This window comes from Spirosoma luteum DSM 19990 (assembly GCF_000374065.1).
GTDB classification, from domain to species: domain Bacteria; phylum Bacteroidota; class Bacteroidia; order Cytophagales; family Spirosomataceae; genus Spirosoma; species Spirosoma luteum.
Map to the genome: position 1 here is coordinate 1 of NZ_KB893284.1, position 20,257 is coordinate 20,257.

16 protein-coding genes are annotated in these 20,257 nt (G+C 50.6%); 8 read left to right on the plus strand and 8 right to left on the minus strand.

Annotated features, from left to right (window positions below):
* Positions 1–98: 98 nt before the first annotated feature.
* Complete coding sequence (tnpA, locus tag B156_RS0123135) at positions 99–530, minus strand: IS200/IS605 family transposase (RefSeq protein WP_018619334.1); 432 nt, start codon at positions 528–530, stop codon at positions 99–101.
* 350 nt (positions 531–880) lie between these two features.
* On the opposite strand from tnpA, the gene B156_RS0123140 reads away from it, so the two are divergent.
* Entirely contained in the window at positions 881–2,221 is a 1,341-nt protein-coding gene (locus B156_RS0123140) for a tetratricopeptide repeat protein (protein ID WP_018622177.1), read from the plus strand.
* 109 nt (positions 2,222–2,330) lie between these two features.
* On the opposite strand, the gene B156_RS0123145 is transcribed toward B156_RS0123140, so the two are convergent.
* Entirely contained in the window at positions 2,331–3,101 is a 771-nt protein-coding gene (locus tag B156_RS0123145; protein WP_018622178.1) for an AMP nucleosidase, read from the minus strand.
* Between the two features lie 103 nt (positions 3,102–3,204).
* Here B156_RS0123145 and B156_RS0123150 point away from each other — a divergent pair, with 103 nt between their 5' ends.
* A complete protein-coding gene (locus B156_RS0123150; RefSeq protein WP_018622179.1) occupies positions 3,205–3,648 on the plus strand; it encodes a type I restriction enzyme HsdR N-terminal domain-containing protein in 444 nt (147 codons plus the stop codon).
* A gap of 151 nt (positions 3,649–3,799) precedes the next feature.
* Here B156_RS0123150 and B156_RS0123155 read toward each other — a convergent pair whose 3' ends face one another.
* The 4 genes from B156_RS0123155 to B156_RS0123170 form a co-directional block, all read right to left on the minus strand.
* On the minus strand, positions 3,800–4,369 hold the full coding sequence (locus B156_RS0123155) for a YceI family protein (RefSeq protein ID WP_018622180.1): 570 nt from the start codon (positions 4,367–4,369) through the stop codon (positions 3,800–3,802).
* 51 nt (positions 4,370–4,420) lie between these two features.
* The gene (locus B156_RS0123160) at positions 4,421–4,876 is read right to left on the minus strand and encodes a MarR family winged helix-turn-helix transcriptional regulator (RefSeq protein ID WP_018622181.1); all 456 of its coding nucleotides are present in this window, start codon (positions 4,874–4,876) and stop codon (positions 4,421–4,423) included.
* A gap of 57 nt (positions 4,877–4,933) precedes the next feature.
* The gene (locus B156_RS0123165) at positions 4,934–6,922 is read right to left on the minus strand and encodes a BamA/TamA family outer membrane protein (RefSeq protein WP_018622182.1); all 1,989 of its coding nucleotides are present in this window, start codon (positions 6,920–6,922) and stop codon (positions 4,934–4,936) included.
* A 144-nt stretch (positions 6,923–7,066) separates the two neighbouring features.
* The gene (locus B156_RS0123170; protein ID WP_018622183.1) at positions 7,067–7,588 is read right to left on the minus strand and encodes a GNAT family N-acetyltransferase; all 522 of its coding nucleotides are present in this window, start codon (positions 7,586–7,588) and stop codon (positions 7,067–7,069) included.
* A 78-nt stretch (positions 7,589–7,666) separates the two neighbouring features.
* On the opposite strand from B156_RS0123170, the gene B156_RS0123175 reads away from it, so the two are divergent.
* The 3 genes from B156_RS0123175 to B156_RS0123185 are packed head-to-tail and all read left to right on the plus strand — an operon-like array spanning position 7,667 to position 12,693.
* Positions 7,667–8,269 carry a Maf family protein gene (locus B156_RS0123175; RefSeq protein ID WP_040586258.1) on the plus strand — a complete coding sequence of 201 codons (603 nt, stop codon included), beginning with the start codon at positions 7,667–7,669 and terminating at the stop codon, positions 8,267–8,269.
* A gap of 34 nt (positions 8,270–8,303) precedes the next feature.
* On the plus strand, positions 8,304–11,147 hold the full coding sequence (locus B156_RS0123180; RefSeq protein WP_018622185.1) for a DUF4961 domain-containing protein: 2,844 nt from the start codon (positions 8,304–8,306) through the stop codon (positions 11,145–11,147).
* 13 nt (positions 11,148–11,160) lie between these two features.
* Positions 11,161–12,693 (plus strand): alpha-amylase family glycosyl hydrolase, encoded by a 1,533-nt coding sequence (locus B156_RS0123185; protein ID WP_018622186.1) that lies wholly within the window; start codon positions 11,161–11,163, stop codon positions 12,691–12,693.
* Positions 12,694–12,952: 259 nt separating this feature from the next.
* Here B156_RS0123185 and B156_RS0123190 read toward each other — a convergent pair whose 3' ends face one another.
* On the minus strand, positions 12,953–14,515 hold the full coding sequence (locus B156_RS0123190; RefSeq protein WP_040586259.1) for a sensor histidine kinase: 1,563 nt from the start codon (positions 14,513–14,515) through the stop codon (positions 12,953–12,955).
* Positions 14,516–15,284: 769 nt separating this feature from the next.
* Here B156_RS0123190 and B156_RS0123195 point away from each other — a divergent pair.
* A complete protein-coding gene (locus B156_RS0123195) occupies positions 15,285–17,711 on the plus strand; it encodes an ATP-binding protein (protein ID WP_018622188.1) in 2,427 nt (808 codons plus the stop codon).
* Positions 17,712–17,986: 275 nt separating this feature from the next.
* On the plus strand, positions 17,987–18,424 hold the full coding sequence (locus tag B156_RS29745) for an MmcQ/YjbR family DNA-binding protein (RefSeq protein ID WP_211211248.1): 438 nt from the start codon (positions 17,987–17,989) through the stop codon (positions 18,422–18,424).
* Positions 18,425–18,757: 333 nt separating this feature from the next.
* Here B156_RS29745 and B156_RS0123205 read toward each other — a convergent pair whose 3' ends face one another.
* Positions 18,758–19,639 (minus strand): DMT family transporter, encoded by an 882-nt coding sequence (locus B156_RS0123205; protein WP_018622190.1) that lies wholly within the window; start codon positions 19,637–19,639, stop codon positions 18,758–18,760.
* Positions 19,640–20,032: 393 nt separating this feature from the next.
* On the opposite strand from B156_RS0123205, the gene B156_RS31060 reads away from it, so the two are divergent.
* Positions 20,033–20,257, plus strand: a 225-nt coding sequence (locus B156_RS31060) for a transposase (protein WP_018622142.1), incomplete at its 3' end; no start/stop codon positions are given.

Below are 20,257 nucleotides of genomic sequence, written 5' to 3' on the forward strand. Positions count from 1 at the left end.
AACTAAACGACTATGGACTGGAAGTCCATAGGTTTAAAAACGAATGGAATTCGTTTGTTTCGGCTGAAGCCGACTGAAGGTATACCACTTTAAGTGACCTACTCCAGAATGAAATTCTCATCCCCATTAGGATGATCCTTGTGATGATCTAAATACGATTGCAGCAACTCGTCGGTGATACTACCCACACTCCAAGCACCGTAACCAACACCCCAGAAGTGACCGCCCCAATACCGACGCTTCAGTTCAGGAAACTCGTGCAAAAGCAACTTCGCACTGCGGCCTTTTAGCCGCCGGACTAAATCGCTCAAACTTAACGAGGGCGAATACGATACGTGCAGATGAATATGATCTTTACTCACAACGCCTTTCAGAATCTGCACGTCCAGCACATTGCAGGTCTGCCGCAATAAGTCCCGACAACGCAACTGTACATCACCTGTCAGCACATGGTAGCGATACTTAGTACTCCACACCAAATGGACTTGTAAATTATAAACCGAATGACTACCAGACCGTTGCTGCTTCATCAAGCAAAATTACCAAAATTGAGTAGCAACTAAAGTCTTGCCCTAAAGGGCATAGCTTGAACTAGCGTACGTGAAAAGTCAAATCCTGTACCAACCCTTAAGTAGACGCGCACTACTGACATTTTGTCTTTATTATCCAATAAAAGTCAACTTTATACGACAAATTGACACTTTCTATCAATCAAGAAGTGCTGACATGCTATTTTTTCAGCCCATTTTGGCAGTAAAGTTTACTTACAGAGTGATTTTCACAATCTTATCATTTTGCCAACTTGGCCGAACGGCAACTAAACCCTACTTTTGGCCCGCTCAACGGCCAAAAATCTCACCAAAACACTTGTACTTATCTTATGAAGCGACATGTACTGCCGTTGGTAACGTTATTTCTGTGTACCAATCTCACTTTTTCTGCCACTGCTCAACAGACTGCCGTTGACTTTTTTGAAAGCGGTGTTACGAAGGCAAAAACCAATGATTTTACGGGAGCGTTACAGGCGTTTAACATGGCTATTACCATGAATCCCGAAAATTCGTCCAGCTACTACAATCGAGGGCTGGCCAAAGCTAACCTGAAAGACCACCGGGGCGCTATTCTGGACTACGACCGGGCTATTGAACTGAATACAAAAGATGCCTTAGCTTACCTGAGCCGGGGCGTCAGCAAGAGCAGGCAGGAAGACCACCGCGGTGCACTGCTCGACTTTAGCCGGTCTATCGAACTAAATCCGGATGATCCACAGCCGTACTACAACCGGGGCATCAGTCGTACCCGTATTGATCAGTACCGGGGTGCCCTGGTAGATTTCACCAGGACGATTGAACTTGACCCGAACAATGCCCAGGCCTTTTATGTGCGGGGTACTATCAAACAGCAGCTGGACGACTTCGCCAGTAGCCTACCGGATTTCACCCGGGTAATCGAGCTGACACCCAAGCGTCCGCAGGCGTATACAGGGCGGGGTATAGCAAGAGTGGAACAGAGTGATTTTACCGGCGCGATAACCGACCTGAATAAGGCTATCGAACTCAGTGCCAGTGATCCTAATGCCTATTTCTACCGGGCTTTCGCCAAAGCGAAAATGGAAGACTTCAAAGGAGCCTTACCCGACTACGACAAGTCAATTGCGCTCCGGGGCGACAACTACAAAGCCTACTACGGTCGGGGATTTTGCCGCAGTAAACTGGGCGACCAGAAAGGGGCCGTTCAGGATTTCAACCAGGCCATTGGCATGAACAATACCAATAGCGACACAAAAGTTGTGTATAGCGGACGCATCAACCGGGCCACGCTCGATAACCTGCGCGAACTGGTGAAAGAACGCAATAAAATCAACGATGTGGGTGATGAACGGGCCGAAGCTTACTTTAGCCGGGGCATTAGCCGTAGCAAACAGGGGGATGAGAAATCAGCTATCGTTGACCTGAATAAATCTATTGAGCTTAACCCAACATACGCCGAAGCTTACTTTAGCCGGGGACTGATCAAATCAGCACAGGGCGATCAGCGGGGAGCTATTATGGATTGCAACAGTGCCATTAAACTGAACCCCCGTTATGGCGAAGTGTACTATGTTCGGGGGCTAATTAAACACAGCCTCGGCGATGAAAACGGCGGCTGCCTTGACCTTTCCAAAGCGGGTGAACTTGGCTACAATCCTGCTTATAAAGTAATCAGTGAGTATTGCAATTAATAAAAAAACAGACTTGGGAAAAGTGAAGTGTATGCCTTCCCAAGCCTGTTTTGTGAAAAATGGTGCCTGATTGCGTCGCCAAAAGAATCAATTAAACACCATTTTCGGTTTACTCGAAGCGGAGGTGTTTCACCGTATCACCGGAGGATTCGAGTTCGAGCAGGGCGTCGATGCCTATTTCCAGGTGAATATTTACGAATTGGGTCGTAACGATTTTATCACTCTCCTCGGTTTTTACCCCTTCCGGAACCAGAGGGTTATCGGATACCAGCAACAGGGCACCATGCGGAATGGAGTTCACGAAGCCAACCGTAAAGATGGTTGCCGTCTCCATGTCGATGGCCATCGTCCGTAGTTCTACGAGGTACTCCTTAAATGCTTCGTCGTGTTCCCAGATTCGGCGGTTAGTCGTGTAAACGGTGCCCGTCCAGTAATCCAGTTCATATTTTTTAATGGTCGATGATACAGCCCGTTGCAGGCGGAAAGAAGGCAGGGCCGGAATTTCGGGGCGCATGTAGTCATTGCTGGTTCCTTCGCCCCGAATGGCCGCAATGGGCAGAATCAAATCCCCCACCTGCGTCTTTTTCAGTCCCCCGCACTTTCCCAGAAATAAAACGGCTTTTGGCGAGACAGCCGAAAGCAGGTCCATAACGGTAGCCGCCATAGCACTGCCCATACCAAAGTTAATGATAGTAATATTGTTGGCGGTGGCGGTTTGCATGGCCCGCCCAACACCAAACACCTCTACATCGAATTTCCTGGCGAACAGGTCAACGTAATTGATAAAATTGGTCAACAGTATATATTCGCCAAATTGCTCAATGGGCGTACCCGTGTAGCGTGGTAACCAGTTCTGGACGATTTCTTCTTTTGTTTTCATAGTAGTATAGAGTGAATGAACGAGTAAAAGAACGAACAAAAGATTCACCAATTCGCTCCGCTTCAGTGTACCGATTCACTCTTTCACTCTTTATATTTGAGGTATGGTTGCGCTGAATCTTCCGTCCTTTGCCTACAAAACTAAGCAAGTCGATGGGAAACCGTACATTTTTGATTTGTTACGCCGGAAGTACGTCCGGTTGTCGCCCGAAGAGTGGGTCCGGCAACACATCGTCAATCTGCTGCTTTCGCATTATGCCTACCCCAAAGCTCTCATTCGGGCCGAGGGTAGCCTGACGCTGAACAAAACCCAGAAGCGTACGGATATTGTGGTCTTCGACCGGCAGGGTCAGCCTTTTCTGGTAGTCGAGTGCAAGGCTCCCCATATCCCGCTTACCCAAGCCGTTTTCGACCAGATTGCCCGGTATAACCACGTTCATCAGGCTCCGTTCATCGTTATTTCCAACGGACTGGTACACTATTGCTGCTGCGTGGATCATGCCACTACCAAAATAACCTTCATGGACGACTTTCCTGCCTTCACCTGACGCTTGTTTGATAAATCAGCTGGGAAGCCCCTACGTGCTACCGTTACTTCAGCGGGTACACGTTGTTCTGTTAGGTAAAAACCATTGCGGTATAAAAAATAAAAACCCGGCTCCCATCAGGAAACCGGGTTTTTTATGTGGTCAAAACAGCTTAGTTCGCTTTTACCAGTTCGCCGGTAGCCCGGATAGTGATCTCGTCGCTTACAACAGCGGCAGGAGCGCTACCCAGCGTGAAATCAGCCCGTTTTACTTCACCGCTTACTTTGAAACCAGCCAGCGTCTTCTTGTTCTGTGGGTTGGTAACCGGACCGGTAATTACGGCATCGAGCGTTACGGGTTTTGTTACGCCGTGCATCGTCAAATCGCCCATCAGCTTGTACTTATTTCCCGATACTTTACTAATCGACTTGCTCTTAAACGCCAGAGTAGGGTATTTGGCGGCATCGAAGAAGTCGGCACTTTTCAGGTGGCCATCACGCTTTTCCTGGTTGGTGTAAATGCTGTTCACGTCGGCAGTCAGGTCGATTTGCGCATCGGTGAAATCTGGTTTTGCCGAGGTCATTTTCACGTCAAAATCCTGGAACTTACCATCCACTTCCGAGAGCATCATGTGGGTTACGGTGAAAGCCAGGTTAGAGTGGGATTTGTCGAGCGTCCAGTTTTGAGCGAAAGCGCTTACTGAAGCGAAAAACAAGGCAGCAAATAGTGTTACTTTTTTCATTGATTCCAGTTGTAAATAATTGATTGTTATATGATAATTGATTGTTGTTAATTATTCCCTAAGCCGGTCCAGTAATTGACTTAAATGGATGGCTTCCTCCTCCGTCAATTTTTTACGCTGATTATCAGACCATTCGTCTAAATGAACGTCTATTTTACTCAGCAACTCCATCCCTTTTTCGGTAATGACAACATCAACTGCCCGGCGGTCGCTGGGGCACTCAGTGCGTAATACCAGTTTTTTAAGTACGAGCTTATCGACCAGGCGGGATGCATTCGACATTTTATCGAGCATGCGTTCGGTAATGTCGCTCACCTTAACCGGATTAGGGTACTGCCCGCGCAGTATCCGCAGCACGTTATACTGCTGTGGGGTCAATCCTGATGGTTTCAGTAACTGCGTCTGGTTCGTCGCAATCCAGTTACTGGTGTACATCAAATTCACCATCACCCGCTGATACGGCGTTCGGAACGGAGCGTTTTGCTTAATGTCAGTTTCGATAGACATGCCACAAAGATAAGACAATTACATTTAATGTAGCAACATTCAATTAATTTATTTTTGTCACTGGTACGGAATAATCTGGGGAGCCGATAAATCGAAGTCGCGGAAACGTAGTGTTGGAACACCCTCAAAAGATTGTCTGAAGGGTATTGTGTTGTTAGGTATGTTGGGATAATACGCCAGCCGAATCTGAAAACTGGTAAATGTCAGGTTTTCATTTCGGAGCCGAAACCCAAGACCATAGCCCTGATAAAGCGGGCCATTCAGGAGTGGCCGGTCGGGGAAATTAACCAGCCCCAGATTGACAAACGTAACAAAGGCAACCCGGAAACCAATCAGGTTAAGCCGGGAGAAAAGCACATTCTCATAGTTGACAAACCACCGTCTCGTTCCCCGCAGCGCATCACTGTTAACCCCAATTCCGTCGGTATTGATGCCACTACCACTGCTACCCAACACGATATATTCATTGCTAAACCGGTTGACTCCCGTTGTATAGCGCGTGTTGAAGAAGTGCCGCATATTTCCCCACTTCGTTTTCATGAGCGGGCTAAAGAAATTTGACTCGAAGGAGAAAACCCCCTGCTCTATCCTGTTCTGGCGGATATACCCGCCCAGGTTAACCAGCCCATAAACGTACCCAACGTGCCGGACGTACCGCCCCTGCGAAAAGTTCGTTCCCAGGTACATCCGACGGCCCAGCTCTGCATTGTCGATACCCACAACCGCGGCCACCGACTCACCAATCGGTACGTCTTCGGTGCGGCCGAAGCCATAAATAAGTACATCGCGGGTATATTTCCGCCGGGAAAAACCAACACTCGCAAGCACGGTGCGGCTATCCTGATAAATCTGGTTGGTGTCGGCCGTTATATCAGGGCGTTTTCTGTAATCGTAGTTTGTGTATCGGGCGGCAAGTATAAGACGTGACCGACCCTTTTCTTCGGAATCATTCTGGCGGTAGAACAGACGAAATGAGCGGCCAACCCACACATCCGTATAATCATAGCTGACCGGCACCAGCACAACGCTATCGGTGCGGGTAACGAGCCGGTTGTTGATTTGGGTGTGGTTCCATTCCACAGAGCCCGCGTACTTGGTGTTAGGCGTTATAAAAGGCCGGTATAACTTAATGGAAGTCTGTTTTAAATCGCGCAGGTACAGCCTGTTGGCCTCGGCTGTCAGAAACGTTTTACCAATAAACGGCACTTTATACCGGGCCTGGTATTCGGTTGTTTGCCGTGGGTCGGTGCCCGAATAGGCAAACTGCACGAAAAGCTGATGGCCCAGCCCCCGGAAGTTGACCTGATCGAATCCAACGCTGAAATTCGTTAAACCACCAAATCCCCCGTTCGGTAGCAGTGACCAGACATCCTGTGTAATGACGTATACATCCACAAACTGACGGCTACCGGTACGGGGCACAACCAGAATTCGGGCATCGTGAAAAATGGACGTACTCCGCAGCAACCGTTCATTATCACGCAGCACAACCGGGTCCAGCAAATCACCCTGCTGAAACAACAGGTACGAGTTGCGGATAACGTGCTCGCGGGTGTTGGTATGCAGACGGCTTCCCACCCGCTCAACCCAGTTGTTCGGTTTTCGCAGGGTATCATACACCGTCTGGCCAAATACACCCAGTCGGCGGAAGTAGATATCGCCGATAATGCGTCCCTGAAAAAGTTTGAAGGGGTTGACCTCAATCTGGTTCACCTCACCCGTTCTGACCCGGCTGTTGTACACATCCTGAAACAGCGCGTCATAAATCTGGCGAGTTACCCGGTGCTTGTACATTTTGGTTTTCAGCCGGGTATAGAAAACACTGTCCCGTTGCATCAGAATACTGTCGCTGATGGCCATTGAGCGGAGCGTAGCCATAGAATCCAGCGTGCCTCCAGACGTCAACGTATCAATCTGAATGGACGGCAGGTAACCCTTTGTGGTATCTACCTGCCCAGCCGCCATACCGCACCCAAACAGCAACAGCCACCCCGTCAGAAAATGACGCAGTATATTGGGTTGTCGGGCGGGGCGCAATTGGTGCATTGATAAATAGAACGCTGGTTAGACGCTTCGTATAACAAATGGTTTAAGTAACGAATAAACCCAGCCTTTCTGCCTGACTGGTAACGGTTTCACCCCGCTTTTTACGGATAAACCAATTAAATGTATTGACTAAAAATCAATGGGTTATCGGCTTAACGATTTCCAAAGCCAGTAGTCCCGCTGCCGCTCCGAGCCAAACTGGAAATAGTGGAAACCGAATCGTACAAAATCCATTTTTTCGTAGAAGGCCAGTGCGCTCGTATTTCGTTCCCACACCCCCAGCCAACAGCCACGGTACCCCTGTTCCCGTGCCCAGTTGAGGCAGTGTTCCATCAGCTTTCGCCCCTGCCCCCGGCCAATTTGTGTTTTTGACAGATAAATACGCTGAATTTCAACGGCTTTTCGCTCCGGTATCCGGTGGGGCGGGGCATGTCGGCGCAGCTTGGCGTAACCAACAACCGTGTTATCCGGCTGTTCCAGCAGAAAGAAAGTGGCGCGGGGGTCTTTTAGTTCGGCCTCCACCAGGGGCACCGTAATGGCTGACTGAATGTATTCCTCCACCAGATCGGCCGGGTTATGGGGTGGGCCAAAGGCTTCACGCATGGTCGTTATTGCCAGTTCGGTTAGTATAACGGCGTCGGAGGGTGTAGCGAGTCGAATGATCATGTGTTTAGGGACAAAGCTGACTAATCTACGTAAAAACCCTGTGTTTGGGTTATTTTTGTGATTCGCCTTTTTACATATATGCTCACGTTACGCTATCCATTAGTGCTGGCATCGGGGTCGCCCCGCCGGAAACAACTCATGACCGATGCCGGTTTTTGGTTCACCATCGAAACCCGCCCTACCGACGAACTGTTTCCCGAAACAATGCCCGTCGACGCCGTAGCCGAATACCTGGCCCGGCAGAAAGCAGCGCAATTTTTGCCGGACCTGAACGATCGAATCGTTCTCTGTGCGGATACCGTTGTAATTGTGGACAGCCAAATCCTGAACAAGCCGCAGGACGAAGCCGAAGCCCGGCAAATGCTGCAACAACTATCGGGCCGGACGCACCGCGTTCAAACGGGCGTGGCTATTCTGGCACCCGACCAGCAGGGAAATCCGGATTTACACTCCTTTACCGATGAAACAGTCGTGCAGTTCGTCTCATTGACCGATGACGAAATTACCTACTACATCCGCACCTGTAAACCGTTCGATAAGGCAGGGTCGTACGGGGCGCAGGATTTCATTGGTCTGGTGGGCATCGAACGGCTGAATGGCTCGTTTTATACGGTCATGGGGCTACCCACGCACCGCGTTTATCAGGCCCTGAAAGCTTACGAAAGCCAGCCCGCAAATTGATTATTTTTACAAATCACTTATCCTGAAAAACAAGATGCGGGTATTATTTTACGCTATACTGCTTGGCTACTGGCTATGCCTGTCTGCCGTGGGTCAGGTTGTTACGACCCAACCTACCTTCCCAACCGCCGATGCCGAGATAACCCTCATCTTCGACCTGAAACTGGCAAAGGACGGCCGGGCGGCTGGATTACTGGGCAAAACAAACGACGTGTACCTGTGGGCCGGGGCGGGCTCGACGGCAACGGGGAATGCGTTTGAGTTTCAGCCCGCCGGACAAACTGACTTTTCGAAGCCCTTCACGCCAGGGTTGATGACTGCCCTCGGCAACGACCGCTGGCAGATAAAACTCAGACCCCGCACCTACTTTGGCGTTCCTGCCGGTACGCCTATCCGGCGGTTGGGCGTGTTGCTCAAAAGTGGCGATGGCAAGGCGCAGACGGAAGATTTTTCCGTTCAGATTTACGATAACAGCTTCAATTTCTCCCGGCTGACCCCAGGCCAGAAACGGTTTTACGTCGATGGCAACACCGATTTGTTGGTGCGGTATAAATCATCGCAGACGGCTACGTTTAGGGTAACCCTGGATGGTCAGCCTACCCCAGGTTCGACGGGGACCGATTCGCTCCGCACGACGCTGAATACGGGTAATCAGGCCGGTTTGCAACGCACGGTGGTGGTGCAGGCAACATCGCTGAACACCTCCCCTGCCACGACTATTGCCGACACGTTTTATTTCACCGTCAAGCCGCGTTCTCCCGTAGAAGCCCTGACGCTGGGGCTACAGGATGGCATCAATTATACCGGCCTGAATCAGGCCACGCTGGTGCTATACGCGCCTAAAAAGAGCTTTGTGTACCTGCTGGGCGAGTTTAACGACTGGACCGTCAGCCCGGCTTACCTGATGAATCAAACGCCCGATGGCAACCGATACTGGCTGGACTTACCCAATTTACCGACGGGCGAAACGGCTTTCCAGTACCTGGTAGACGGGGTGATCCCCGTGGGCGACCCCTACGCAGATAAAATTCTTGACCGTAGCAACGACTCGTTTATTCCCACCTCGACTTATCCGGGTCTGAAGCCTTTTCCGGCAAAGGCACAGGGTAATATCGTATCTGTGTTGCAACCGGGGCAGACGCCTTTTGTGTTCCAGACGACCACTTTTCAGCGCCCCGCCGTAAACACGATGGTTATCTATGAACTACTGGTACGCGATTTTGTGCAGAACCGGACCTACCAGACCGTAACGGACAGCCTGGCCTACCTGAAACGGCTGGGCATCAATACCATTGAACTGATGCCGGTTACCGAGTTTTCGGGCAATGATTCGTGGGGGTACAACCCCATTTATTACTTCGCGCCCGACAAAGCGTACGGACCCAAAGACGCGCTGAAACGGTTTATCGACGCAGCGCACAAACTGGGTATTGCCGTAGTACTCGACATGGTGCTGAACCAGGCCGATTACGAATTCCCTTACGTGAAATTATACTGGAACGGCGACCGTCCCTCCGCCGACAGCCCCTATTTCAACCAGCAGGCAACGCATCCGTTCAGCGTGTTTTTCGATTTCAACCACGAGAGCCGCGACACAAAAGCCTTCGTAGACCGGGTTTGTACCTACTGGCTGCAGGAGTACAAAGTCGATGGGTTCCGGTTCGACCTCTCCAAAGGGTTCACCCAGAAAAATACGGGGAACGATGTAGGGGCCTGGAGCGCGTATGATGCAAGCCGGGTTGCCATCTGGAAACGCATCTACAACCAGATTCGCACCGTCGACCCCACCGCCTACGTCATTCTTGAACACTTTGCCGATGGGCAGGAAGAAACCGAACTGGCCAATTACGGCATGCTGCTCTGGGGGAACCACAATGGCGATTTTCGGGGAGCCACCCGCTCGGCGCAGGGTGACTTTTCGGGCCTTTCGTATCAGAAACGTACTTTTCAGCAGCCAAATCTGGTGGGGTATGCCGAAAGCCACGACGAAGAACGACTTGTGTACGATATGCGCCAAAATGGCCTGACAACGGGTAGCTACAGCGTTAAATCGTTACCCACCGCCCTGAACCGGGCCAAACTGGCCGCTGCTTTTTTGCTGGCCACGCCCGGACCAAAGATGATCTGGCAGTTTGGCGAGCTGGGCTACGACCTGTCTATCAACACCTGCTCCGATGGCACGACCATCAAGGACGATTGTCGTACGGCGGCCAAACCCGTTCGTTGGGACTATTACCAGGATGCAGACCGCCAAAAATTGTATAAAGTGTACAGCGCATTGGCGAAACTGAAAACCACCGTCCCCGCCTTTGCCACCACCGATTTCACTACTGATTTTAGTGGCGTTGTGAAGCGGCTAACGCTACGGAGCCCCTCGGGAACGGTGTTTCTGATTGGTAATTTCGACGTCAACCTGCAGACGGTCAATCCTGGTTTTCCGGCAACGGGGAAGTGGTATCATTTCTTTTCGGGGCAGGAGGTTCAGGTAGATGACATAAACCGGTCGGTTACGCTGGAGCCGGGCGCTTTCCACTTGTATTCGACCACCAAACTCCCCACACCCGAAGCGGGACTGGTACCCTTTGTGGTGGTACCAAGCCAGATAACGGCCCTCACCGACGAACCCATCGACCAGATTACCCTCTCCCCCAACCCGGCAGACGACTACCTGACCGTGAAGCTGACGGGCGGCTACCGGGGTATGGTTGATTTTAGCCTCCGTACTGTGACCGGGCAACCCATCCAGACCTTCCAGATTCGCAAACCAGTCGATGTAATCAGTCAGCCTGTCAGCCTGCAATCGCTGCCGGCGGGCGTCTATTTTTTGCAGGTACAGCAGGGTAACCGGCAGCGATTGTTAAAAGTAGTAAAGCGTTAAACAAAGTCAGTGTATGTTGGCAGTTAGTGCGGATGTCTCCCCGTCCGTTTTTGTATCAGTTGGCCAGACGGGTGTGCATTACGAAATCTTCGTTCGTTCCTTCGCCGACTCCAACGGCGACGGTATCGGCGACCTTAACGGCGTTACCAATAACCTCGATTACCTCAAAGACCTGGGCGTATCGGCCATCTGGCTCATGCCCATCAGCCCGTCACCGACGTACCACAAGTACGACGTGACGGACTACTACGGCATTGACCCGGAGTACGGCACAATGGACGATTTCCGGCGATTGCTTACCGAAGCGCACCGGCGTGGCATCGCGGTGATCATTGACCTGGTGCTGCACCATACTAGCATCCGGCACCCCTGGTTTCAGGAATCGGCCAGAGGGCCGGATAATCCGTACCGGAAGTTTTACAACTGGATGCACCCCACCGAGATCAAAGCCCGCAAACTGGCCACCCGCGACATCACCGCCGACTCGGGCGAACGCAGCCCCTGGCATTCGGTTAAAGGTTCATCCAGCCCCGAGCAATACTACGGCATGTTCTGGAGTGGTATGCCCGACCTGAACTTCGATCACCCGCCCCTGCGCGAAGAAATCTTTGCCATCGTTCGTTACTGGCTCAACGAGGTGGGAGTTGACGGCTTTCGGCTGGATGCGGCCCGACACCTGTATCGGGAAGCGGAAGAACCAAAAAATCACCAGTTCTGGGAGGAATTCGGCCGGGTAGTGGAAGCAGCCAAACCGGGAGCCTATACGGTTGGTGAAGTATGGACCCGCCCCGAACGCATTGCGCCTTATTTCCGGGGGCTGAAAGCCAATTTCAACTTCGATTTACAACTGATGATTCCCGCCATTATCCGGCGGGAAGATGATACCGAAGACCTGATTGAGTTTCTGGCTTACGTCCACGGAGCATTTGCCAACGTCAACCCGCAGTTTATCGACGGGCTTATCCTGTCGAACCACGACCAGAACCGGATTGGTAGTTTGCTCAAAGGCAACCTGAATCACCTGAAAGTAGCGGCCAACCTGCTCCTGACCCTGCCCGGCCTCCCCTATCTATACTACGGAGAAGAAATCGGGATGCTGGGCATGAAACCCGACGAACACATCCGCGAACCATTCCTGTGGGACACCCGCGACCGCGACCGGCAGCGCACCCGCTGGCGACGCGGCACGTACAGTACCAGCCAAACCGTCAAACCGCTGGCCCAGCAACAGGCCGACCCCGATTCGCTGGTCAACCACTACAAGCGGCTGATTCACTTCCGCAACAGCCACCCCGTACTGAACGATAACCTCAGCCGACTGGAGCAAACGGGTATCCGGCAAAAAGGCACCGTTTCATTCATCCGGCGTTCGGGCACTGGTCAGCGCGTACTGGTAGTGCATAACCTGACCAGAAACTCCATCGAAGTCGTTTTCTCCCCCGGCGAAACCTGGTGCCAGCGCATCGTATTCGCCACGGCACCGGGTAGTTCGCTATCCGATAATCGGGTTACGATACCGGCGTACGGATGCGTGGTAGTTGAATAATTTCATCGTTTAAAAAGCGTCTGTATGCTAACTAAAAGCAAGTTTTACAAACGTTCAATCTTGGTTATACGTTTATAAAATGAGTATCGCAAACTCATCTACGACACTAAAAGTGGAACGTTGATTTGCGAGATAGCAATTTGAGACAGTCAGATAAGTCTGAAACGACTACAAGGCAGGTTAGGCCATTGTCTCGTAAAAACGGGCGTTATTTGAAACACCGCTTCCCTTGTATCGTCCGGAAAAATGTTGACCGTTGTCAAAACGGTAGGTATACACCGAAGGTAGCCCCCTGGCCCGTATGGCTGCTGGCCGTGATGGCTCCCCCATGATTGGCGACTACTTTATCACAAATAGCCAGACCAATGCCGGTGCCCGCATACTGGGTTTTACCATGTAGGCGCTGGAAGACCTGAAAGATGCGCTCGCTGTACTTCTCATTGAATCCAATCCCGTTATCGACTACCTCAATCAAATGGTAGCTAGTCGCCTGACGGATGGGTTTAACACGGGTAGGCAGATCCCCTGCGCTTAGGCACCGGTAACGCACCTGAATCCGCAGGGGTTGGTCTGCCCGGCGAAACTTTACCGCATTACTAAGCAAATTTTGAAAGAGTTGGCCTAATTGCAGCGAATCACCTAACACCGTTGGCAAGGAATCGACGGTTACCTGGGCACCCGTTTCGTAAATTAATAAGTCTAAATCGGCTAAGCTCAGGTTGAGTACATTTGTCAGCGAGACGGGTGTAGTTTGATCGAGCTGGGCCGTCATACGCGAATAGGCCAGCAAGTCCTGGATTAAAGCCGACATCCGACTGGCCGCCGTCTGCATCCGCTGTAAGTAATCGACGCCATCGCCCAGCGCATCTGAACGCTGCCCCCGGAGCATTTCGCCAAACAATTGAATCTTACGGAGGGGCTCCTGGAGATCATGGGAAGCCACATAGGCAAACTCCTGAAGGCTTTGGTTAGAGCGGCTCAACTCCCGGATCTTGCTTTCGAGCTCAAGTTGCAAGTGCCTTAAACGGGTAAAATCAGTAAAATGGATAACCACCTCCTCCCCCAGTTTAGCCGTACTCATCAAATTGTAGAGGTCAAGTCCATCCTGCTCATAATGGATCTCAAAAGTAAGGGGCTTGCCTGTTTTGTAGGTTTCAACTGGGTTGCTAAAGCTCTCCGTTTCTTTATAACCAGGAAATACATCGCTCACGCGTTTACCCTGCAATTGTTCTGGGGTCGCGTTGGCATAGGCGGCATAGGCCTGGTTGGTCAAGGAAAAGCGAAAGTCAATGATTTCACCATTTTCCTGAATCGGTTGAAGAACCTGCATGGGTTCTTTAAACAAATCGATGATGGTTTGTAGATAGCGGTTGGCCTGGGCGACCTCCACCAGTTGAACCTCTGTCGTGATGTCCTCAACGGTGTTGATGATGTAGCAGAGTTCACCTTTGGGGTCCATAACGGGCTTATTAGCCACACGCCAGGCACTCGCTTCCAGTATATAGGTTTGGTAGTGGGACCGCTCGTAGCGTAGGTCCGTGATGGACTGGGTCTGTTTGGTTTGTACTACCTGGGTCAGTGATTGGAGGAGTTGTTGGGCACCGGCCTGGTTGCCACCGTCGCTGAAGAAGACCTCAAACACCCCGTTGCCTAGTAAGGGCTCGCGTTGAAGGTTGAGAGCTGTCAGGTAGTCGTCGGAGACGGCTACAATGGTGAACTTTGGCGCATCAGGCAACAACACCAGATGATTGCCGGGTATGGCATTCATGAGTAGCGAATGGAAGGTCAAGCTATCCGGGTCGGTTGGGGGTATCTTGCTCATCAAGGACCTGCCTATCACTAGACTTTAAGGGTCATTATAAACGGGTAGCACGGATTGTCATCCCTTTTTTAAAGCGGCTCTAAATTACAACTAAGTTCATTATTACCCGAACTGATTGTGGGATAAACGCCCACCTGGTTTTTAATTCACCCTATTGACTTCTCTTCACTTAGCCGTCATTCAGAGAACGGTTTAATAAAACGCTTAGCCAAATGAACGCTTATCCCGACTAATGGTAATGTAATAGATTGGCCCTTGTCTTAAAAGCCAGTAATCGTTCACCAAAAGGTGCCTTTTCTGAGCGGTTACTATGAAAAGTTCAAACTACCAAAAAGGTTGGTACAGAAACTAAGCTAATTTGGTTAACGGAAAAATTCTATTTATGCATTGGGCCTCTGGTCTCTGGTTACACCTGCTGTACTTGGCACAATCGTCCCCTTCAGCGTGACCTGCCCTGGCTGGACTTGCATCCTTTTACTAGATACATCATTATGCATGAACGGGCAATCCAGTTTGATGAAGCCAATCCACTTGGAGTTTCATTACTGCCTTTTATCGATGGGGAATGCCCTACGTTTTCAGGGGTAATGGACCATTGATAGGGTCGTTTGACGCCTTTATGTGACTCAACCGTGATGCGCAACCAGAAGCCCTGGCGCAATCGGAGTTAACTTAACTAGACTTCACGTAAACACGTTTGGGGTAGGCTCAGTTAACTACTCCAGGTGATTCCCTTCACCAGATGTCCCAATCAATTTAGCTGCCCTCCATGATCGGTTCCCATACGCCTTCTAACAAGCCCTCACTTCCGAAAGGACTGGATATACATTTTGTCGTAACAGCCGCCGAACTGGGCGTTTGGGAATTCGATCTGAAGACTAATCAGCTATACTTGGACGAGCGGTGTCGGTACCTGTTGGGAATCGCCCAGGAAAACCCAATTTCCTATGACCAGTTGCTGCAGTTCATTCAGCCGGATGATCGAACGCAGATGAATCAGGCTTTACTAGGGGCGCTTAACTCCCAATCAGGCGGGCACTACGAGGTAACTTTTCGTACGCAAGGAGCCAATGATAGCTTGGTGCGGACGGTCCGTTTACAGGGGCGAGGTCAGCTTACTCCTGAAGACCAGACGGTTCAACTGGTGGGCGTGGCTCAAGAACTGGCCCAGCAACTCCCTGCCCACAAACCGGCCGATCGGCAACCCCTGGCACTGGGTAATCCGCCTGCCGCCCTTGAGCTGTTTGACACGGTCCCTGCCATGATCTTTTACCTGGATGCCCAGCAGCGCTACCGGTCCTACAATGAGGGCTTTCGGAACTGGTTTGGCGTCAGTGAATCCGAAGCCATTGGCCAGACCGTCCGGGAATTTCTGGGAGAAGTGGCCTACCAAAAAGCGGAGCCTCATTTAGCCATTGCTTACGGGGGCCAGCCCGAACGCTATGAGCTGTTGGCTCCTTCCCGAATGAAAGTTGAACGATGGCTCAGTATTGTGTACATCCCCCATAAAAACGCGCTGGGCGAGGTAATTGGCTTGGTCGTCCATGCGACTGATATTACCACTAACAAGCAGACCGAACAGGCCCTGCGCCAAAGCGAAGCCCGCTTCCGCTCACTGGTCGAAGAGGCCCCTGTAGCGACCTGCCTGTTTGTGGGGCGCAACCTGGTCATCGACATCGCCAATGAACCGATGATTACCTTTTTGGGCCAGGGGCGATCCATTCTGAACCAGTCGATTCGGGATGTGTTGACCGATTCCGATGCTGACCAGGCAGCCGTCGCGCTGCTGGATGGGGTGTTTTCGTCTGGTGAATCCTACGTGAGGACGGGTGCCCCGGCCCGGTTGACCCTTAATGGCCTACCGGGTACTTACTACTTCGATTTAAGTCTAAAACCCTTACGTAACGAAGACGGTGAGGTGTATGCGGTTTTAGAAACAGCCGTTGATATAACCGGACAAGAGATAGCCCGGCAGGTAGTCGAAGAGCGGGAGGCCACCCTGCAATCGATCTTTGATTTAGCCGAACTGGGGTCGTATAGCATCGAGGTGGCCACGGGTCGCATGACCAAATCGATCCGGGTTGCTCAGTGGTATGGCCTACCCGAGGTCACCGATGTGGCCACCTCGTTTAGTGTCATCGGGGAACCCGATCGGCAGCGGGTTAGTCAGGTGTATACCGATGCCTTCCAGCCCGGGGCGACGGGCTTTTATCAGGTTGAGTACACCGTCGTTTCGGCAACCAGCGGCCAGTCCCGGGTGTTGCGTACGAATGGGCAGGTCAAGTGGGATTCAGCCGGACTAGCCGTCCGGGTGGACGGCTCGGTGCTGGACATCACGGGCCAACGGGCGTTGCAAGTGGCCCTGGAGGAACAGGTACGCCAACGCACGGAAGAACTGACGACGCTCAATGCCGCCTTAGCGATAAGTAACGAGGAGTTGGCGGCCCTGAATCAAAAACTGGCCGAGACCAACGGCTTATTAAGCCGCTCGAATGACAACCTGCAAACGTTTGCCTACATTGCCAGTCATGATTTACAGGAACCCCTGCGTAAGATTCAGCAATTTGGCGATCTGTTGAAAACGCGCTACGCCGAGGGCGAGGAAGGGGTCTACCTGGAGCGGATGCAGTCAGCGGCCAGCCGGATGTCGACGCTGATTAAAGACCTGTTGAATTATTCAAGGATGGCAACCCAGCCCGATGCCCGCACGCTCGTGTCGCTACCGACGATTGTTGACCAGGTACTCACCACGTTAGAGTTTACGATTCAGGAGACGGGCGCTCAAATTCGCCTGGGGTCTTTGCCCACGCTTCGGGGCGATGCCACCCAGTTAGGCCAGTTGTTTCAGAACCTGCTGGCCAACGCGCTCAAATTTCGCCGGGCCGATACCATACCGGTGATCGAGGTGCGCGCTCAGCCAGTAGCAGCCACGGACTTGCCGGCTGGGATTAATCCGAGTCGAGTCGCCCTTCAGTATTACTGCATTGAGGTGGCCGACAATGGGATTGGCTTCGATGAGAAGTACGTAGATCGCATCTTTCAGGTGTTTCAGCGGCTGCATGGTAAGAGCGAGTATGGGGGTACGGGGATTGGTCTGGCCATCTGCGAAAAGGTGGTCGCTAATCACGGGGGCGCTATTACGGCTACTAGCCAACTGGGGCAAGGGGCCACCTTTACCATCTATTTACCGGCGTAGCCCAATGCGTTAGTACGTGTTTTGTTCGTAATCCGTTCGTGCGGTTCTTTTGGATGCACCTCCTTACTGAGAAGCCTATTCTCAAATAAGGCTGCTTTTCTTGAGACGGCATTATACACTGCTGATGCAAACGACGAATTATGTTCTTTTCCGCAGAACTACCCAATTTTGCTAGTTAAGTAGGTGTAAAAAGATATAATTTCGGTGCTTTTAACGAAAAACAATGGGAAGGTCATTTGGATGATTAACTAACCTTTCCGTTGTTTTGTCGCAGGTTGCTGATTCGCAAAGCACAGGTGCGCTGGTTATTGACTCTCTCAATTCAATATGGATATCGAGCAATTCAGGATCTATTGTCTTTCGCTTCCTTTTACGGAGGAGAAAACGCCCTTCGCTGGTTTTTTTCTGATGCAAATGATATTCTGGTGTTTTATATCGGAGGGAAGATATTCTGTTACTTCTCAATGGATAAATTTGACAGATGCACGCTTAAGTGTACTACTGAACGTATCGCCGAACTAAAGGAAAGGTATCAGGCGGTGGGCGCCCCTTTTAATATGAGTCCCAAGTATTGGATCAGCATTGAATTCAATGCTGATTTGCCGGATGCGCTGTTGCTGGACCTGGTGAAGAGTTCCTACACCATCGTACTGGATAAGCTTCCTAAAAAACAGCGCGAACTGCTGAATGAAACTTCCCGCAAAGAATGCTAAATAGTGGAATCTAACACAATTGAGGTAAGCGCGTCCCATAGTTATATCCAGTTTCGGGACTACACTCATCTCATTAAACCCTCCTGAATGAGACGAAGAAACGTTCATGAATAGGCTCCCATCTTAGACGACGAAGTATTCATGTATCTTCTCATTAATTCGGGCGTTTTTTTTAGATGATTGCGGGTGGCTTACATCGACGGATTATCAACAATATCCTTTTCCTATTTTCGCAACACTGGCGCGAAATCAAATAGGTTACCCGGTTTGTTCCATTTATTGGTTTACTGCTTCCAAGCTTACTGTATGATGAATGTCTCGTTTTGCGGTAAATTACTGGGGATCAATGCACGACTTCCTTCGAATGGAAATGATGCTCTGCAATAAGACAGAGGACATGACAAGTACTAGGCCAATATAAAAGGAGCTATTTACCGCTTTGCTCTCACCGAAGAATAGGAAAGCTATGATGATGGCGTAGATCGGCTCTAGATTGAAACTCAGATTAACTGTGAAGGCTGGTATCCTCTTGAGCGATTCAGCAAACAAGACATACAGCCCAACTGTGCAGAATAACGAAAGCAGCAATAGGTAGAACGTGTCTTGTAGCCCCAGAACTAGGCTGGGAGCCGGGATGAAATAAAGGTAGATCGGAAGCACCATCCCAAGGCCGATGGTACCGCCAATCATCTGGTAATAGTTAATAAGCTTACTATCGTAATGTCGCACCAGCCGTTCGTTGTAGATTGTGTAAAGGGCTGCGAACGCTGACGAGATGGTACCGAGGGCGATGCCGAACTGATACGACACATCAAAGTGGAAGATCAGCCCAATACCTGCCAGCGTCATCAGGCTTAGCAGCAATTCAGTGACCGCAATTTTTCTTCTAATGATTGCTCCGAACACCGCTGTAAAAAAGCTAGTCAGGCAGTAACAAACAACTCCAATCGAAATATTCGAGTACTTGATACTGGCGTAGAAAAATACCCAGTGAATAGTGATGAGCAGCCCAACTTTGGCAATGTTGATATTTTCCCTACGGGCCAGATCAGTACTTACTTTAAATAGCTTGAGAATAAGAAATAGCCAGATGGCTGAGAAGAATACGCGGTACCAGACCAATAGCCCTTCATTGAGGGAGATCAGCCTCCCGAACACGCCCGTGAAGCCCGCCAGTATTACAGCGATGTGTAATACCAAATATGATTTTTTCATAAGGATTGTCTACGCCTTGAATTTTAGTTGAACCATATTTATCGCCAAGGCACGGCCAGCAATACCCTACTGGGTAATGCGCGATGCCCTAAACGGTTTGGAAAACTAAATTCTGGGCGGGGGAGACAGCCCTTACGATTCATATTCTTTTTTTTGCAAAGGAGGAAGAATTTAGCTACTAGCGGAATGTAACCATACTTAAAATCATGTTACTTTGTTCGCGAACGAATTTCTAGTCATGTACAATAATATGGGGCTTTGTTTTCTCATTTTGTTCAACAGCAAGCAACCCTTAATTGATGAACACCCTAACAGAGAAAATCTCAAGAAATGCCCGTGGCTGTTGCACAACTCTACTTAGGGATTTAAGTGGCCTTTTCTGTATCTTGAGGTATGCAAGGCAGAAAAGAATATATCGAAAAGCAAATCACTTGTTTTCAGCTGTCCAGCCGCGTCCCTAAGCACAACTTCTACCGTCGGCTAAAGGAGACGCTCGACCTGACCTTTATCTATAAGGCCACGAAACAGCTTTATGGCCAGACTGGAAACCCTTCCATTGACCCAGTCGTATTCTTTAAGTTCATGCTCATCGGTTGCCTGGAGAATATTACCTCCGAC

Excerpts from the sequence above, each read along its gene's own strand:
- B156_RS0123180 (WP_018622185.1), top strand. The coding sequence starts at position 8,304 with ATGCGGGTATTATTTTACGCTATACTGCTTGGCTACTGGCTATGCCTG.
- B156_RS0123185 (WP_018622186.1), top strand. The coding sequence starts at position 11,161 with ATGTTGGCAGTTAGTGCGGATGTCTCCCCGTCCGTTTTTGTATCAGTT.
- B156_RS0123140 (WP_018622177.1), top strand. The coding sequence starts at position 881 with ATGAAGCGACATGTACTGCCGTTGGTAACGTTATTTCTGTGTACCAAT.
- B156_RS0123190 (WP_040586259.1), bottom strand. The coding sequence starts at position 14,515 with ATGAGCAAGATACCCCCAACCGACCCGGATAGCTTGACCTTCCATTCG.
- B156_RS0123145 (WP_018622178.1), bottom strand. The coding sequence starts at position 3,101 with ATGAAAACAAAAGAAGAAATCGTCCAGAACTGGTTACCACGCTACACG.
- B156_RS0123160 (WP_018622181.1), bottom strand. The coding sequence starts at position 4,876 with ATGTCTATCGAAACTGACATTAAGCAAAACGCTCCGTTCCGAACGCCG.
- B156_RS0123170 (WP_018622183.1), bottom strand. The coding sequence starts at position 7,588 with ATGATCATTCGACTCGCTACACCCTCCGACGCCGTTATACTAACCGAA.
- B156_RS0123155 (WP_018622180.1), bottom strand. The coding sequence starts at position 4,369 with ATGAAAAAAGTAACACTATTTGCTGCCTTGTTTTTCGCTTCAGTAAGC.
- B156_RS0123175 (WP_040586258.1), top strand. The coding sequence starts at position 7,667 with ATGCTCACGTTACGCTATCCATTAGTGCTGGCATCGGGGTCGCCCCGC.
- tnpA (WP_018619334.1), bottom strand. The coding sequence starts at position 530 with ATGAAGCAGCAACGGTCTGGTAGTCATTCGGTTTATAATTTACAAGTC.
- B156_RS0123150 (WP_018622179.1), top strand. The coding sequence starts at position 3,205 with ATGGTTGCGCTGAATCTTCCGTCCTTTGCCTACAAAACTAAGCAAGTC.
- B156_RS0123195 (WP_018622188.1), top strand. The coding sequence starts at position 15,285 with ATGATCGGTTCCCATACGCCTTCTAACAAGCCCTCACTTCCGAAAGGA.
- B156_RS0123165 (WP_018622182.1), bottom strand. The coding sequence starts at position 6,922 with ATGCACCAATTGCGCCCCGCCCGACAACCCAATATACTGCGTCATTTT.
- B156_RS0123205 (WP_018622190.1), bottom strand. The coding sequence starts at position 19,639 with ATGAAAAAATCATATTTGGTATTACACATCGCTGTAATACTGGCGGGC.